The following is a 15889-nucleotide window of genomic DNA, read 5'->3' on the forward strand; positions in this document are numbered from 1 at the left end:
ATGGTAGAGTCCGCACGGTCAATCACGAACGAACACGGAGCAGGGAGTGGAGTTGTCGGGAACAGTGGACGGTGTGGATGTGGACGGCACGATGGGGAAACTGACCGCGCGGGTGGCGGATCTGCTGGGCTGCGGGGTAGGGGACCTCGATCCGGACGAGGAGCTCATGGACCAGGGACTGGACTCCGTCCGGCTCGTGGAGCTCGTGTCCCTCCTGCGTGCGGAGGGTTTCCACGCGGACTTCGCCGATCTGGCGGAGGAGAGTTCCCTCTCCGCGTGGCGTGAGCTGCTCACCGACCTGGCGTCATAGGCCCGCCACCAGGGCCTTGCGGTCGAGCTTTCCGTTCGGGCTGAACGGGAGGGCGTCGATGACGGTGAACCGGGACGGCACCATGTACTCCGGGACAGTCTCGGCGAGCCCCGCCGCCAGCTGCGTGGCGTCGGGGGCGGTCGTGTCCTCCGCGACGATGAAGGCCACCAGCTCCGCTGTCCCGTCCGGCCCGTCGACGGCGACCGTGGCCGCCTGGCGGACCCCGGGGAGTTCGCGCAGCCGGGCCTCGACCTCGCCGAGCTCCACCCGGTTGCCGCGGATCTTCACCTGGTCGCCGATGCGTCCCAGGAACCGCAGGAGGCGTTCGCCGTTGACCTCGGTCCAGGCGACGATGTCGCCGGTGCGGTACATGCGGCCGCCGTCTGTCCCGGGTTCCGGGGAGGGGACGAAGACCTCCGCGGTGAGGTCGGGGCGGGCGAAGTAGCCGGTGCCGACCTGTGGTCCGGAGATGCACAGCTCACCGGGGGTGTCCCAGGAGTCCCCGGCGGGGTCGACCTCGGTCCCGTCCTCCCGGAACACGTACACGCCGACATTGTCCTCCGGCAGCCCCAGGAGGCTGGCGTGGTCGTCGAAGTCGGGGGAGGTCACGAGGTCGTCGGTGTACTCGACCCAGGTGACGTCCATCGCGGTCTCGGTGGGGCCGTAGAGGCCGTGGACGCGGCAGCCGATCCCCTCACGTGCACGCTTCACCACGTCACCCGGCACGGCTTCCCCGCCGAGAATCAGGTGGCGGAGAGGCGACAGTGCGGTCAGTGGCGTCCCGAGGTCGTCCAGGACGTCGAACAGGACGCGGAGCAGGGACGGCACCATGGACAGGACGGTGACGTTGTGCCGGCCGACCATGTCGACCAGGGCATCGACGTCACCTGGCCACCAGTCCGGCGGAGGCACGACGACGGTGCCGCCGGTGGCGAGCGGGCCCAGCAGTTCGGCCACGCCGACATCGAAACTGACCGGCGCCTTCTGCAGCATGCGGATGCCCGCGGAACCGGTGGCCGGTGCATCCCCGGCGAGGACACGTCCCATCCACTGGAAGTGCGCGGTGACACCGATGTGCGTGTTCAACGCACCCTTGGGCGTCCCGGTCGTGCCGGAGGTGTAGATCAGGTAGCAGGGGTCGTCCGGTGTGACGGGACGGGACTGCTCGGCCGCGGTGAAGGGACGGTGCTCCGCGGCAAGGAACCCACGGCCCAGCGGGGAGTCGTCGGTGACGGTGCCGGTGGGAAGACCGCTCTCCGTGAATCCCCGTGGCAGCGACGCCCCGCCGAGTGCGAACGCGGCCGCCGGCGCGCAGTCGTCGAGGATGAAGGCGACCCGTTCGGCGGGGTAGGACGCGTCGACCGGGACGTACACCGCACCGGCCCGGATGATGCCGGACGCGACGACCGGCAGCCAGCCGCACCGGTTGGCCAGGACAACCACCCGGTCACCGGTGCCCACACCAATCGCCCGGAGGTGACGGGCCACCGCGGAGGAACGCCGGTCGAGGTCCGCGAAGGTCACGGGTCCGCCGTCGCCGGCCACGGCGGGACTGTCGGGGTGTTCCGCGGCGGACCGCAGGAGGAGTTCGTCGAGGGTTGCCGGCTCGACCGGGGTGGCGGGGCCGAAGCGCAGGTCACCGGCGCGTCCGGCGAACGCCGGGAGTGTGCTTGTCACTGGAGGATCCTTTCGTCGGTGGTGGACGGCTGGCGCAGCGATTCCGGGGCGGGGGCGCACCCGGCCCCGAGCCCGGCGAGGACGCGGTCGGAGAGTTCCCCGAGACAGCTGAGGTTCGCCAGGCCAGGTCCCTGGCGGAGGCCGGAGAGGGTGGGGAGGAACAACGTCGGGTCCATGCCCTCGAGGGCGAGGTCGGCGCCGATCCCGGCCTCCACGGCCTGGCTGGTCACCTGACCCGAACAGGCGCTGATCAGCCGGGCGACGGTGCGGTCGTCCATCATGCGGGTGAACCACAGTGGGGAGTTGCCGCGGGCGTCGACGACCATGTCGAAGACCTCGGTCCGTCCGTCGTCGGTGTGCACGGCGGCGAGGCCGTTGTGGTCGGTGACGCCGGTGACCCGGCCGCGCAGGTGGTTGACCCGGTCCTCGCCCTTCAGCCGTGCCTGCACCTGGGCGGAGAAGACACCGCGGTCGCAACAGGCGATGACCTCGCGGCGGTCGGCGTCGTCCAGCGTCGTCCACAGGGTGGGGTCGGTGTAGAGCCCGTTCTCGAAAGCGCCCTCGGCGCGGGTGAAGATGGTGGCCAGCGGGGAGATCACCGCCAGGTCGACGACGTCGTGGTTGACGACCTCCTCCACGATGCTCGCGGCCGTCTCGCCGCCGCCGATCACCGCGACGCGGGAGGCGGTCGGCAGACGTCCCGAGGAGACCGCCTGCCAGAACCCCGCCACCGAGAACACCGTGGGCAGCGGCGCGATCCGGCGGTCGGAGCGTCCCGGGCCGGTCAGCATCAGCGCGTCGGCCTCGATGCGGGTGGTCGAGCCGTCGAGACGGCCGACGGTCAGGGACCACCCGTCGGCACCGTCGTCTCCGGCCACCCGCGCGGCGCCCGGGTTGCGCAGACCGATGCGGTTGACCTGGCCGGGGACCAGATGCATCCCGGTACGGGCCGCGGCCCAACGCAGGTACTCGGCCCACAGGTAGTGGCGGGGACTGGGGTGGTCGTTGTCGACCCACCAGGCGTAGCGGCCGGTGTCGACCAGGAAGCCCGTCCACCCGGACGCGAGCAGTTCACGGTCGACCGCGCTGTTGGCGTCGGTGCCGGGCGGCCCGGCAATGCGGGTGCGGTAGGGGAAGCCGACGTCTTTGGTGGGGGACGTGCCGAGTCGGTGCCGGCCGTCGGTCCATCCGCCACCGGACCGCCAGTTCCCGCCGATGCCCTGGTAGTCGACGACGGTGATGCTGGGGGCGGGCAGGCCGAGGGAACGCAGGGCGGCCGCCTTGGCGTTCACGGCGACCGCCTTGGGCCCGGCGCCGAGGATGAGGAGAGAGGGGGGAATCTGCACGGTGAGGGGTGCTCCTGGTCAGTTGTCCTGTGGTCCACTGGGCAGGCTACCCTGATTCGTGACCCCTGATCAAAGGGTAGGGTGTCTTTAGAATCAAATGTGCAGTACGACCAGTGGGAGAGGACCAAGACTGTGACCGAGAACATTGCCGCCGCGCCGATCGACCTGAGCGTCCTGCACCGGCTGCGGACCGATGTGGGGCCGGACGGACGACTGCCGGATGCCCCGCCGGTTCCCGCGGTCTACCGGACCCCCGGTGAGGGCATCAGCCTCCGGGTCGCCGACCCGTCGGAGGACTCGCAGGACCCCGGGAAGGTCGCCGACTGGATGGGCCGTCCGCACCTGGTGGAGACCTGGGAGCAGGACTGGAGCGCGCAGACGTGGGCCGCCGACTGGCGGGCGAAACTGTCCACGACCTACTCCCTGCCACTGATCCTGGGCTACGGGGAGGACGAGGTCGGCTACATGGAGATCTACCGGCCGCACCGCGACGAGATCGGGCTGGTCTACGGCTCCGAGCCGCATGACCTGGGCTTCCATGTGGCGGTCGGGGAGGAGTCGTTGACCGGTCGGGGGATCTTCAGCCCATTCCTCGGTGACATGGCCCGGAACCTGCTGGAGGCAGACCCGGACTGCCATCTCGTGCTCGTGGAGCCGTCTTCGACGAACCACCGCGTGCACCGCGTCCTGCGCCGGGGTGGTGGCGTGGACGCCGGCGAGCGCCAGCAGAGGGCGGACCGGAGGGTCAGGCTGTTCTACTGGGCGGACGGGACGGTCGACCCGGCCGACCGCCTGCTCAGTGCTCCTGTTGACGACTGACCGCGACGAAGTGTAGCGCCCGTGCTACACCGTGCGTCATGAGCGCCCCCGATCCTCATGCCCCTGGCATTGAGTCCCTCTCGCAGCGTGAACTGCGCAATGATTCCGGGCGTGTCCTCCGCTCGGTGAATCAGGGGGAGTCCTTCGTCCTGACCAACAGTGGCGTGCCGGTCGGGAAGATCGTCCCGCTTGATACCCCTGTATCTGGGCTGCGGATCGCACGTCCGGCGAAGCGCCGCGGTGGATGGTCGGCACTGGGAATCCGCCGGAAGTCCGTCCCGGCGGGTCTGCCGGGTATCCTCGACGATCTCCGGGGCGACCGGCTGTGACAGTCGCGCAGACAGTCTACGTCGACACCTCCGCTGCCGGAGTGCTACTGATTGACCGGCCCGAGAGTGGAGCGCTGCTGGACTGGCTGGACCGTTCCGTGTTCCGGAGCGCGGGACTACTGCCGATGAGGTCTCTGCGCACCCTCGATGCCCTGCACCTTGAGGCCGCTCTACGCCTGGACGCCGCGGCCCTTCTCACCTACGACCACAGGCTGGGTGAGGCCGCCCGTGCCGTGGGGCTGGACGTGATCGCGCCGGGAACCTGAACCGGTGCCGGCGTGTGGGGGCGGTCAGTCGCGCACTGGGGTGATCAGTCGTGCGGTCACGCCGCTGCCGACCCGGCCGGATCGCCCTCCCGTGGCCTTCGGGTCGGTGACTCCGGGCAGGAGGACCAGCGTGGAGCCGCCGGGGTGCCCGTCCTGCAGCCGCTTCGCCACGGCGAAACCGTTGACCTCGGGAAGGTGGGTCAGGTCCACTGTGCGGTCCGCGATGATGTGGTCCACCGTCCCGAACAGGTTGCGTGCCTGTGCGGGGACGGGACGCTGCGGGGTCTGTGCGGTGCCGTCAACGATGCCGGCGTCGGTCAGCCGTGCCAGTGCAGCCAGGCTGATCAGTGCCTGCTCCAGCCAGCGCCACAGCAGCACCCCGTCCGCCCCGCCCCGCTCGTCGACGACCGACACCCGGGCGAGTGCCTGTGTCCCCAGGATCACGTGGGGCACCCCGTCCACCGGACGCACCGGGCCGGTCACCGAGATCTTCGCCTCACTGACCTCCACGGTGGCGTCCGGTTCGACCGTGTCCCGTTCGGCGTCCACGGAGGCGTCCAGGAGCGAGGCGGTGGCGTCCACGATGTCCCTGACCACCGGGGCACCGGTCAGGAGCTCGGATTCCGTGGCGCCGGTATGCGGCACGGAGGCGGAGAACTGCTGGTCGAGGCGTCCCACCGTCCGTCGTTCCGGGGCGGTGCGGGCACGCAGCGCCACCGTGTCAATGGGGTGTCCCGCCGCGGCGCGCGCGATGACCACCGCGGCGGCGAGGATCTCCTGGTGCCCGACACCGAGCTGTGGGGGGAGCACATCCAGCAGTGCCTCCGCGTCGCTGACATCGAAGGTCTTGTAGGTCGCCGGACCGCCACCGTCGATGGCGGCGGGCGGGACGTCGGCGGCGAGCCACGGCCAGGAACCGACGGGCCCCACGCTGCCTCCCGACAGCAGTGTCCTGACGTCCCCGATGACCGTGGCCCACGATGCCGCGTCCACCACGCCACGGTGCACACAGACCAGGATGCGGGTGGGTGAGAGGTAGCTGACGCGCCACACCAGGCCCGCCTCCGGATCCATCGAGGCCGCCAGGACGCCGGGACCGGACCTCTCTTCCGCGATCACGTCGTCCGCGGTGACCAACGGTTCCTCCGGGACGCGCACCGTGGTCCCGGCGACCACCGCCCGCAGAGCCCCGTGGGATGCCATCATCGCCGAGACCGTCCGCCGCAGCGTGGCGTCCGGCACCGGCTCGTCCGCGTCGATTGCCCCCCAAAGGGCGGCGGACGGCGGCACGGGGGACGCGGTGAACTCGGTGGCGGTGGAAGGGGACATGGCACCGAACGTTACATGGACATATCGTTGTAAGTATGGCTACGAACAGCTGGACCGACAAGGACATCCCCGACCAGTCCGGCAGGACCGCCGTCGTCACCGGGGCCAACAGCGGCCTCGGTTTCGAGACGTCCCGGGCACTGGCGTCCAGGGGTGCGCACGTTGTCCTGGCCGTGCGCTCCACCGACAACGGTGAGGACGCGGCCGACCGGATCAGGCATTCGGTGCCGGACGCCGAACTGACCGTCCAGCAGCTGGACCTGGCCTCGCTCGACTCGGTGCGCGAGGCGGCAGATGTGCTGAAGCAGACCTTTCCCGCGATTGACCTGCTGGTCAACAATGCCGGGGTGATGTACCCGCCGAAGCTGGAGACCGCCGAGGGGTTCGAGCTGCAGTTCGGTGTGAACCACCTCGGCACGTTCGCCTTCACCGGTCAACTGCTCGACAACGTGCTGACGGTCCCGGACTCGAGGATCGTCACCGTGTCCAGTGTGGCGCACCAGATGCGCGCCGAGATCCACTTTGATGACCTGCAGTGGGAGCGTTCCTTCGACACGGTGGCCGCCTACGGCCAGTCCAAGCTGTCGAACCTCCTGTTCGCCTACGAACTCCAGCACCGTCTGAAGGCCGCGGGCGCGGACGCCATCTCGGTGGCCGCGCACCCCGGGGTCTCCGACACGGCATTGTTCCGCTACCTTCCCGGACCGGTGCAGAAGGTGTGGCCGGCGGTGCGTCCAGTTGTCTCCCAGCCCGCGGCGAAGGGGGCGCTGCCGTCACTGCGTGCGGCCACCGACCCGGACGTCTTCGGCGGGCAGTACTTCGGTCCCCGGGGTCCCGGAGGCTTCCGGGGTGCCCCGGTGGTGGTGTCCTCCACCGAACAGACCCATGACCGGGACCTGCAGCGGCGCCTGTGGGACGTCTCCGGGGAACTGACCGGGGTAACCTTCCCGGTCTGAGCCGGCCGTCGCCGGGAACTACAGCTGCGGCCCGAGTTCCGGGTCCTGCCCGGTCAGCGCGGCGCGTCCGATGACGGCGAGCTTGTCACGGCGGCGTTCGTGCAGGGTGTGGGTGCGCAGGTCGCGCCAGTGACGGTCGAGGTCACTGTTCGCCGCGGTGCCGCGGGTTCCGGTGAGTTCGAAGATGCGGGATGCCAGGTCCACGGTGAGTCGACCGGTCGTCACTTTCGCCGCGGCGACCTGCAGGGAGACGGTGGCCGGATCCGCGTTCCCCTCCCACAGGTCATCCAGCGCCCGGCCCGCCTTCTCGACCACGGCCTCGGCGGCGAAGCGTTGGGCGACAAGTTCCCCGGCGAGATGGGCGGTCAGGGGATCGGGGTCGGCGGAGGCCGTCAGTTCCAGCGTCGCGTCCAACGCCGCCCCGGCGATGCCGACGTCGATCGCTGCATGCAGGAGCTGAGCGAAGACACCGTAGCCGGGGAGGGTCAGCGCATCGTCGAAGGCACGGACGTCCTGCTCGTCGACGGCGACGTTGTCGAACTCCACCGTGCCGGAACCGGTGAACTCCTGGCCGAGTGCGGACCAGTCGTCCACCACCCTCAGGCCGGGAGTGTCAACCGGGAGGAACACGCCGAGGCTCTGGGTGTCCTCGCCGGGACGCCGGGCGGTGACCACGACGACATCGGCGTAGATCGAGCCGGTGCAGAAGATCTTCCGGCCGTTGAGCACGCCGTCGTCGAGGATGACGGGCTCACGTTCGGCCTGGGCGTTGGCGATGAGGGTGCCGCCGAGCAGCCGGTCCGCCCAGTGTTGCTCGGTGCCGGGATGGGATCCGTCGAAGAGCCAGCGGCTGAAGGTCATGTGGCTCTGCGGGATCTGTCCCAGGGAGCCGTCCCCGCCGGCGAGGATGCGGAACGCCTCCGCGATGGCGGAGGCGGGGTACTCCGGGCCGCCCAGCCGGGCGGGCACCGTGGCGGCGAGCAGGCCGGAGTGTTTGAGCCGGATGACAGCGTCGGCGACCTGTGCGGCGCGGTTCACGCGTTGACGTCGGCCGTGGTGCGGGCGCGCAGCGGCTGGATGATCTCCTCGCCGAAGCGACGGACTTCCTCGTCGAAGTGCAGGTATCCGGTGAGGATCAGATCCGCGCCCACGTTGCGCAGCTCGTCGATACGCTCCTCGACCTGTTCGCGGGTGCCGATCAGGCCGGTGCGGAAACCGTCGTTGTACTGCACCAGGTCCTCCAGCGTGGAGTCCGACCACATGCCCTTGCCGTCCGAGGTGGACTGCCCGGCCTGCTTCACGGACTGGCGGAATCCCTCGACCGCGCCGTGGCTGGCGTTGTCGACGATGTGGCGCAGCTTGTCGTGCGCCTCCTTCTCGGTATCCTCGAGGATGACGAAGCCGTTGACGCCGATCTTCGTCTCGCGTCCCGCCTCGTCGGCGAAGCGTTTGACGTCCTCGATCTGGGCCTTGACCTCGTCGACAGGCTTGCCGTTGATGAAGTACCAGTCGGAGTAGTTGCCGCCGTTGAACTGGGCGGCGGTGGAGTTCCCGCCCTGGAACAGCTCCGGGGCGATCTGCGGGTGGGGGCTGATGGAGTAGTCGTGCAACCGGTAGAAGTCACCCTGGAAGTCGGCGTGGTCGCCCTCGAAGATGGCGCGCAGGACCTGCAGGAATTCACCGGTGCGCCGGTAGCGTTCATCATGCTCCAGCCACGGCTCACCGAACTTGGTGAACTCGTCCTTCAGCCAGCCGGACACGACGTTCAGTGCGATGCGCCCGTTGTAGAGCTCGGACGCGGTGGTGGCGAGGTTCGCCAGCACGGCCGGCTGCCAGAGTCCGGGGTGGACGGCGGCGATGACCTTCAGGCGCTCGGTCGCCTCCAGCAGGGAGAGCGAGAAGCTCACGGACTCGTGCTGTGACTCGGCGCCGTAGGATCCCAGGTAGCGGACCTGGGACAGGGCGTAGTCGAAGCCGACGTCCTCGGCGTTCTTCGCCAGTTTCCGGTTGTAGTCGATGCCCCAGTCGGTGCGCTGCTCGACCTCGGAGACCACCAGGCCCCCGGAGACGTTGGGCACCCAGTAGGCGAACTGGAGATCCTGCGGCTGTGTGATGGATGAGGTGGACATACGGTGATCAGAGCTCCCCGACGGTTGAGACCTGGGACCCGTGGAACACCAGCGGGGTCTCAGACGGTGCCTGCTCGCGGACGCGGTCGACCTGGAGGATCGCGGTGACGTGGTCGCCGGTGTCCAGCTCGTTGATGATGTGGCCGGTCAGGTGCACGGCGGAGTCGCCGACCAGCACGGCCCCGCGGTCGTTCTCCCAGTCGATGTCGTCGAAACGGTTCTCGATGGGGCCGGCGAGCTGCCGGACGAGGTGCTGGTGGTTGCGGGTCAGGACGGAGATGCCGAGGTGCTCCGCGTCCTTGAGCAGCGGCCATGAGCGGGAGGACTTCTGGATGCTCACGGCAACCAGTGCGGGTTCCAGCGAGAGGCCGACGTAGGAGCCGACGATCAGTCCAATGGGCTGACCGTCGATGACGGCGGCGACGGTGGTGATCGGGGTGGGGATGGACGCCCAGGCGCTGCGCAGTTCGGTGGGCGAGAGCTGTGCGTCGGGACCATGGGCGGCGATGGCTGTGGGGTCGGCGACGGAGGCTGCCGCTGCGGCAGCGGTCTGTGAGTCAAGCGAAGAAGTCACGATCGGTCTCCTGGTGGGGTGCGGGTGCGGTGGGCTACGTCTTCAGTGTCAACAAGTAGACCATACGGTCTGTTCCATGGGCCAGGATTCCCCAAAGGGGTGAATGGAAGGTGTTCCGGGGTCAGTCGGGGTCAGTCGGCGGGCTTTAACCGGACGGAGGACCACTCGTCCGGCTGGGAGATAGTGGATGTGTGCCGGACGCGACAAGGGCCCCGGCTGGATCGAGGTCGGCGCATCAACCGTCGGCAGGGAAGAGTTCCCCGGAGAATGGGTAGCGGTCGCGCTGGACGTCAACCATGCCGTCACCCGGGGCTCGTCATAGGGAGGGTGCCCGTCGGTAGATTCTCGGCTATCCGACGAGGTTCACGTCGACTATTCGTCGTGGTTGTGCCCCCGGCACGTGACTGTCGAAGGGACATGACACAGGTGAGGCGCTCCAGGTTGGTTTTGGACCATCGGACCAACATGGAGCGCCACATCCTTGACAGTCGATCATGGCGGCGCTGGGGGTGGTTCTAGCCGTCCTCGCCGCGCACGCCGGCGCTCCAGGCGTAGGGCAGGGCGGTGCCGTCACCGTCCAGGGCGAACCGGCCGATGGCCTGCTGCTTGTAGACCGCCGGGTTGTGGACCGCCAGCGTCCGCGCATTGCGCCAGTGCCGGTCCAGGTTCAGCTTGTCCGAGGAAATGGAGGCGCCACCGGTCTCGAAGATCTCGTTCACCGCGTCCAGCACCAGCGGAATCAGGGAGACCTGCGCCTCGGAGGACGCCAGCTCCGCGGCATCGATCTGCTCGTCCGTCCCACCGAAGGCCACAGCTACCGCATCCGCCACAGCCAGTGCCGTGGCCCGTGCGGTGAACGCCGCGGAGTGGACCCGGCCCAGTACGGCCTGGACCAGCGGGTCCTCCCGGGGCAGGTCAGCGGGCGCGTGGGTGTACGTGCGGTCACGACCCTGCACCCGGTCGCGGGCGTCGTCGGCGGCGCGCCGGGCGATGCCGGCGAGCGCGACCAGGTGGAAGAGCTGCCGGAACGAGGTGTCGGGGGTGCGTCCGGGCGTCCCGTAGCCGCCGGGGGCGATCTGCTCCGGCGCAACCTTCACCTCGTGGAAGATCGTCGTGCCGGATCCGGTGAGGCGCTGGCCGAAGCCGTCCCAGTCGTCGATCTGCTGCACGCCCTCGCCGTCGGCGGGGACATTGACCGCCACACGCTCGCCGTCGAGGTCGGCGGACACGCTGATGATGTCGGAGAACAGGCTGCCGGTGCTGTAGTACTTGGTGCCGTTGAGCAGGTACGCGCCCTCATTCTGCGGGTCCGGGGTCAGGCGGGTCTGGTAGCGGTCCACCGCGCCGTGCCCGCGCTCGGAGATCGCGTTGCCGAACAGGACGCCGGACGCGACCTTGTCGAGGTTCTGCTGTGCCGCCGCGGCGGCGTCCGGATCCTCCGACTGGGCACCGAGCAGGAAGCTCTCCACGCTGTAGAAGTGCACGCGCAGGGCCTGGGTGATGTTGGAGTCGGCGACGGCGAGGTCGGTGAGCAGGGAGAACGTCTGGCGCACGCTGGCGCCGAAGCCGCCCTGGTCCACCGGGAGGCGCAGGCGTCCGAAGCCGGAATCGCGCAGCAGACGGACCGCCTCGGTCGGCAGTTCACGGTTGGCGTCGCGGTCGGCGGCGCCCTGGGCGATGCGGTCGAACAGGGGCTGGAAGACCTCGGAGAGGGAGGCGTCCGTGGGTTCCTCGGGTGCCTCGGTGGCGGAGAGGGTTTCGGGGGCGGTGGTCGTCATGATGGGGCTCCTGTGGTTGAGATGGTTCGGGCGTTGGCGGCCGGGTGGGTGTCAGAGACGTGGGGCCCGCGTCCGAAGAGTTTGTGGCGCAGCGTCCCGTCCCCGTAGGACGTCGGGTACTCGCCGCGCTCCTGCAGGACGGGCACGACATGGTCGATGACATCGCGGAAGGTCCCGGGGGTCACCGCGTAGGCCAGGTTGAATCCGTCGATGCCGGTGGCGTCGACCCAGTCCTCGAGCTGGTCGGCGACCGATACCCCGGAGCCGACAACGACCGGTCCGAGTCCACCGATACCACCGAACTCGGCGAGTTCGCGGACGGTCCACTGACGGCCGTCCTCACCGGCGGACTGCTGGAACGCCGCCACCGCCGACTGGATCGCGTTCGACTCGATCCCGGCGACGGGGTCATCGAGGTCGAACCGGGAGAAGTCCACGCCCATCCACCCGGACATCAGGGTCAGTGACCCCTCATGGTCGATGTAGTTGCGGTACTCGGTGGCCTTGGCCTGCGCCTTCTCCTCGGTCTCGTCGGTGATGACGGTGAACAACGCGTAGATCACCACGTCCTGCCGCGAGCGTCCCGCGGCCTCCAGCTTCTCTGTCAGCGTCGCGACAACGCCGGCGAGCTTCTCCTTCGTGGGTGCGGCGACGAACACGGATTCGGCGTGGTCGGCGGCGAAGGTGCTGCCGCGGTCGGACGCCCCGGCCTGGAAAATGACGGGGGTGCGCTGCGGCGACGGCTCGGAGACGTGGATCCCCGGCACGGTGTAGTTCACCCCCTCGTGGTTGATCGGGTGCACCTTCGACGGGTCGGTGTACACGCCGGTCAGCGGGTCGGCGAGGACCGCATCGTCCTCCCAGGACCCCTCCCACAACTTGTAGAGCACCTCCAGGTACTCGTCGGCGTGGTCGTAGCGGGCGTCGTGGTCGAAGGTGTCGAGCTGACCGTGGGACTGGGTGTTCTCCGCCGCCGAGGGGAGGTACCCGGTCACCACGTTCCAGCCGAGCCGACCGTTCGTGAGGTGGTCGAGGGTCGTGATGCGGCGGGCGAACGGGAAGGGGTGCTCGAAAGCTGTGCCGGTGGTCAGGCCGAATCCGAGGTGCTCGGTCACCGCGGCCATCGCCGATACCAGCGGCAGCGGATCATTGACCGGGACCTGGGTGCCGGCCTTCAGGGCGGCGTCCGGTGACGCACCGTAGAGGTCGTACAGTCCGAGGACGTCGGCGATGAAGACGCCGTCGAAGTAGCCGGTCTCCAGCAGCTGAGCCAGTTCGGTCCAGTAGGACAGGTCGTTGTACCGGTGAGCCTGGTCATCCGGGTGGCGCCACAATCCGGGGGACTGGTGGACCACGCAGGTCATGTCGAAGGCGTTGAAGCGGATACGGCGCTGGCTCATGCAGTCACCCTCGCGCGACGGGACGCCACGAGGCTGCGGACGTCCTCTGCGGTGCGCAGTGTCAGTGCCGGGGTGGGCTCGGAGAACAGGCTGAACAGGGTCGTGGCAACCGCCGGGTCGGTGGCGGCGGTGCCGAAGAACTCATTGGCGACATCGGCGAACAGTGGATCCGCGAGGAACAGGGAGGTGACTTCCACGCCAGCCTCCCCGTGCTCGGCCCAGTGCTTCTCGAAGAGTTCGGTGAGCAGGGCATCGTCCCACTCCCGTCCCTCGTCCTCGGCGTCCTTCAGGCCCTCGGCGAGGGCGGCGACCTGGAACGTGCCGAGCTGCGCGCCCTGCCCGGCGATCGGGTCGACGGCGATGGAGGTGTCACCTAGCGCGGCGACGAGGTTTCCGCCGGGGGTGATTGCCGTGGGCCCGGTCACGCGGGGTGTCACCGCGCCCTTGAGCCAGGAGAACCGGTCCGTGTCGATGACCTGCAGCTTGCCGATGTCCTCAGCGACATCGGGGAAGACATCGCGGTGGAGGTCCTTCAGGACGTCCAGGGCACTCTGTGCGTCGGTCGCCGAGCGGAACGCCTCCTCGGTCTTTGTTCCGGGACGTGCCCAGGCGAGTAGTACCCAGGAGTCGCCGTTGTTGTTGTCGAGGTCCTTGTGCAGGTAGCGGCCGACGAAGACCTCGCCCTCCCCGTGGATCGACAGCAGGCCGCCCGGATTCGGGTTGCGTCCGGTGAAGGCGTGGTCGACGGGGAGGCCGTGGGTCGTGACGGTCAGCAGGTAGCGCTGGGCCTCGGTGTAGGGCGTGCGGTCGGTGTCGGTCTCGAAGATGTTGGCGAGGTTTCCGTCACCCGCCTTCCCGGTCGCGACGAAGGTCAGGTCATGCTCGGCGGCGACGGTGTCGAGGTCCCCGGGCGTGATGCCCTGGACGATGAACCGGCTGCCGGTGGACCCGGCCTCGTCGAGGAACTCGCCGAGGCGGTCGTCGGCGCGCAGCCGGACGTCCACCGACTGTGCCTCGTAGTCGAAGTCGGCGGGGAAGCTGGTGACGCCTGCGACGGCGGCACCGCTGGAGGTGAAGTTGGCGGTCTCGGTGTCGGCGTACCTGTCGGCGGTGATTGCCGCGTCCGGCGTGCGGGACGCCCCGAAGAGGATGGCGGTGCCGGTGGCGGGAACGTTGTTGAGCAGGTCGTTCCTGTCCTTGTCGCTGTAGAGGTCGACGCGCCAGCCCTGGCGGCTGAAGGCGAGGGCGGCATTGACGCCGGCGATCCCGGCTCCGATCACTGCGATGGATTTCTGGTTCTGGGGTGCGGGGTGTGGTGAGGTCATGGTTCGGGATCGTAGGAAGCCGGACGGGGACAATGACACCGTTTGCCGCGGTGCGCAGCGAACCCTTGACCTCAGCGCCGGACTTCGCTATAGACCGCTCGGTCGGGGTCGGCGGACGGGGACGGGGAGGGGTAGGTTTACAGGGGTTCACGCACGGTCCGACCGTGCACATCTGAGGAGGACAATGCTGACGGAAGAGCGACAATGACCGACAAACAAGCGCAACGGACCCGGGGCAGGCTCGTGATTCCGGTCGCGCTGGGATTCATCGCCGTCATCGTCGCCGCGGTCAACCTCCGCGCAGGGATCGCCTCCCTGGGGCCCGTGCTGTCCGACGTCCTCGACGCATTCGGGACGTCCAGTTCCCTGGCTGGTCTGATCACGGCACTCCCCGGAATCCTGTTCGGCATCATGGGGCTGTGCGCGGTGCCGCTGGCCCGTCGGCTGGGCCTGAGCAGGACCATCGTCATCGGCATGGTCCTCACGCTGGTCGGTCTCGCCGTACGGCCCTGGGTCGGCGGGGTTGCCGTGTTCATGGTCATGACCGGCCTGGTCGTGGCGGGTATCGCCCTGGGCAACGTGCTGATCCCGGCGTGGGTCAAGAACTACGGCGGACGCCACACCGTGGCGATGATGACCGCCTACGGATCACTGCTCGGCCTGTCCGGTGCCATCGGTCCACTGTCCGCGCTGTGGTTCAGCGGTTCGGACGCCTGGCGCTGGGCGCTGTTCGTCTGGGCGTTCCTGGGTGCCGCGCAGGTGGTCGTGTGGCTGGTTGTCGCGGTTCGCACCGGATCGGACTTCCCCGGTGGACCGCAGAAGAAGCCGGAGAAGCTGGACTTGTCGGACTCCCCGGACTCCCCGGACTCCCCGGAACCGGAGGAGGAGCCGCTGGTCCCGGCTCGTCTGCACGACCCCGTGGTGGACTCCCATGCCCACGCGAAGGTGTCGCTGTGGCGCGCTCCGACGGCGGTCTACCTCACGCTGTTCTTCGGCCTGCAGGCCATGAACGCCTACCTGCAGATGGGCTGGTTGCCTCAGATCTACGTGGACGCCGGGGTGTCCCGGGAGGTCGGCAGCGTGGCGCTGGCGTTGATCGGTGGACTGAACATCCTGGGTGGACTGGTGATGCCCACGGTCATCGACCGGGCGCGCAGTCTCGCCCCGTTCCCCCTGGTGTTCGCCCTGTTCACCGCGATCGGCTACCTGGGAATCCTGCTGTCGCCGACATCGGTGCCGCTGGTGTGGGCGTTCCTGCTGGGCGTCGGTGGGTTCTGTTTCCCCACCGCCATCGCCCTGATTCCGGCCCGGAGCCGTTCGCCGCTGGTGACCGCCCGGCTGTCCGGCTTCGTCCAGCCGATGGGTTACTTCATCGCCGGTATCGGCCCGTTCCTGATCGGCCTGGTGCATGAGTCGACCGGCGAGTGGGAGTCCATCCTGATCGCCCTGGTTGTGCTGTCCGTGGTGATGGGTCTGCTGGGGGTGCGTGCAGGGAAGAGGACGGTCATCGACGACGAACTCGCTGCCCCGCACTGGCGGGAGCTCACCGGGCACTGAGTTGGTGTCGGCAGGGGAGAGGTGAGAAGTTCTACCACTGTGAGGTGATAGGACTTCTTGTGACCTGGGGTTATTCGAGTTCAATTGGTCGAAC

Annotated in this window: 16 protein-coding genes; 7 read left to right on the forward strand and 9 right to left on the reverse strand. The window is 68.9% G+C overall.

All coding sequences use genetic code 11. The annotated features are described in order from the left end of the window. Positions 1–52: 52 nt before the first annotated feature. Entirely contained in the window at positions 53–310 is a 258-nt protein-coding gene (locus tag ACTIL2_RS04800) for a phosphopantetheine-binding protein (RefSeq protein WP_442336321.1), read from the forward strand. On the opposite strand, the gene ACTIL2_RS04805 is transcribed toward ACTIL2_RS04800, so the two are convergent. Together ACTIL2_RS04805 and ACTIL2_RS04810 are read right to left on the reverse strand one after the other, a co-directional pair. Then, positions 305–1987: an amino acid adenylation domain-containing protein gene (locus ACTIL2_RS04805; RefSeq protein ID WP_442336322.1), complete on the reverse strand. Its 1683-nt coding sequence runs from the start codon at positions 1985–1987 to the stop codon at positions 305–307. The genes ACTIL2_RS04800 and ACTIL2_RS04805 overlap by 6 nt on opposite strands. Then, positions 1984–3333 (reverse strand): lysine 6-monooxygenase, encoded by a 1350-nt coding sequence (locus ACTIL2_RS04810; protein ID WP_442336323.1) that lies wholly within the window; start codon positions 3331–3333, stop codon positions 1984–1986. The genes ACTIL2_RS04805 and ACTIL2_RS04810 overlap by 4 nt, the downstream gene beginning before the upstream one ends. Positions 3334–3465: 132 nt before the next feature. Here ACTIL2_RS04810 and ACTIL2_RS04815 point away from each other — a divergent pair, with 132 nt between their 5' ends. The 3 genes from ACTIL2_RS04815 to ACTIL2_RS04825 are packed head-to-tail and all read left to right on the forward strand — an operon-like array spanning position 3466 to position 4747. Then, positions 3466–4152, forward strand: coding sequence for a GNAT family N-acetyltransferase (locus ACTIL2_RS04815; protein WP_442336324.1), 687 nt, complete (start codon positions 3466–3468; stop codon positions 4150–4152). Positions 4153–4190: 38 nt separating this feature from the next. Next, positions 4191–4481: a type II toxin-antitoxin system Phd/YefM family antitoxin gene (locus tag ACTIL2_RS04820; protein WP_442336325.1), complete on the forward strand. Its 291-nt coding sequence runs from the start codon at positions 4191–4193 to the stop codon at positions 4479–4481. Beyond that, positions 4478–4747, forward strand: a complete 270-nt coding sequence (locus ACTIL2_RS04825; RefSeq protein ID WP_442336326.1) for a hypothetical protein — start codon at positions 4478–4480, stop codon at positions 4745–4747. Before ACTIL2_RS04820 ends, ACTIL2_RS04825 begins: the two co-directional genes overlap by 4 nt. Before the next feature lie 24 nt (positions 4748–4771). On the opposite strand, the gene ACTIL2_RS04830 is transcribed toward ACTIL2_RS04825, so the two are convergent. Continuing rightward, a complete protein-coding gene (locus ACTIL2_RS04830) occupies positions 4772–6076 on the reverse strand; it encodes a hypothetical protein (protein WP_442336327.1) in 1305 nt (434 codons plus the stop codon). A 35-nt stretch (positions 6077–6111) separates the two neighbouring features. Between ACTIL2_RS04830 and ACTIL2_RS04835 the strand changes: the two genes are divergently transcribed. Next, entirely contained in the window at positions 6112–7032 is a 921-nt protein-coding gene (locus ACTIL2_RS04835) for an SDR family NAD(P)-dependent oxidoreductase (protein WP_442336328.1), read from the forward strand. Positions 7033–7050: 18 nt separating this feature from the next. Here the strand turns inward: ACTIL2_RS04835 and ACTIL2_RS04840 are convergent, their stop codons facing one another. From ACTIL2_RS04840 to ACTIL2_RS04850, 3 genes are read right to left on the reverse strand one after another with little or no spacing between them, the layout of a single operon-like run. Further along, positions 7051–8070 (reverse strand): acyl-CoA dehydrogenase family protein, encoded by a 1020-nt coding sequence (locus ACTIL2_RS04840; RefSeq protein WP_442336329.1) that lies wholly within the window; start codon positions 8068–8070, stop codon positions 7051–7053. Continuing rightward, the gene (gene sfnG, locus ACTIL2_RS04845) at positions 8067–9161 is read right to left on the reverse strand and encodes a dimethylsulfone monooxygenase SfnG (RefSeq protein WP_442336330.1); all 1095 of its coding nucleotides are present in this window, start codon (positions 9159–9161) and stop codon (positions 8067–8069) included. Before sfnG ends, ACTIL2_RS04840 begins: the two co-directional genes overlap by 4 nt. Before the next feature lie 7 nt (positions 9162–9168). Next, positions 9169–9735: a flavin reductase family protein gene (locus tag ACTIL2_RS04850; RefSeq protein WP_442336331.1), complete on the reverse strand. Its 567-nt coding sequence runs from the start codon at positions 9733–9735 to the stop codon at positions 9169–9171. Between the two features lie 187 nt (positions 9736–9922). Between ACTIL2_RS04850 and ACTIL2_RS04855 the strand changes: the two genes are divergently transcribed. Further along, positions 9923–10057 (forward strand): hypothetical protein, encoded by a 135-nt coding sequence (locus ACTIL2_RS04855; RefSeq protein ID WP_442336332.1) that lies wholly within the window; start codon positions 9923–9925, stop codon positions 10055–10057. Between the two features lie 193 nt (positions 10058–10250). Here the strand turns inward: ACTIL2_RS04855 and ACTIL2_RS04860 are convergent, their stop codons facing one another. The 3 genes from ACTIL2_RS04860 to ACTIL2_RS04870 are packed head-to-tail and all read right to left on the reverse strand — an operon-like array spanning position 10251 to position 14238. Further along, complete coding sequence (locus ACTIL2_RS04860; protein ID WP_442336333.1) at positions 10251–11513, reverse strand: acyl-CoA dehydrogenase; 1263 nt, start codon at positions 11511–11513, stop codon at positions 10251–10253. Then, on the reverse strand, positions 11510–12913 hold the full coding sequence (locus ACTIL2_RS04865; RefSeq protein ID WP_442336334.1) for an LLM class flavin-dependent oxidoreductase: 1404 nt from the start codon (positions 12911–12913) through the stop codon (positions 11510–11512). Before ACTIL2_RS04865 ends, ACTIL2_RS04860 begins: the two co-directional genes overlap by 4 nt. Then, entirely contained in the window at positions 12910–14238 is a 1329-nt protein-coding gene (locus ACTIL2_RS04870) for a styrene monooxygenase/indole monooxygenase family protein (RefSeq protein ID WP_442336335.1), read from the reverse strand. Before ACTIL2_RS04870 ends, ACTIL2_RS04865 begins: the two co-directional genes overlap by 4 nt. 204 nt (positions 14239–14442) lie before the next feature. Here ACTIL2_RS04870 and ACTIL2_RS04875 point away from each other — a divergent pair, with 204 nt between their 5' ends. Beyond that, complete coding sequence (locus ACTIL2_RS04875) at positions 14443–15795, forward strand: MFS transporter (RefSeq protein WP_442336336.1); 1353 nt, start codon at positions 14443–14445, stop codon at positions 15793–15795. Positions 15796–15889: the final 94 nt, after the last annotated feature.

It is taken from the genome of Corynebacterium sp., assembly GCF_052107835.1.
GTDB lineage: Bacteria > Actinomycetota > Actinomycetes > Mycobacteriales > Mycobacteriaceae > Corynebacterium.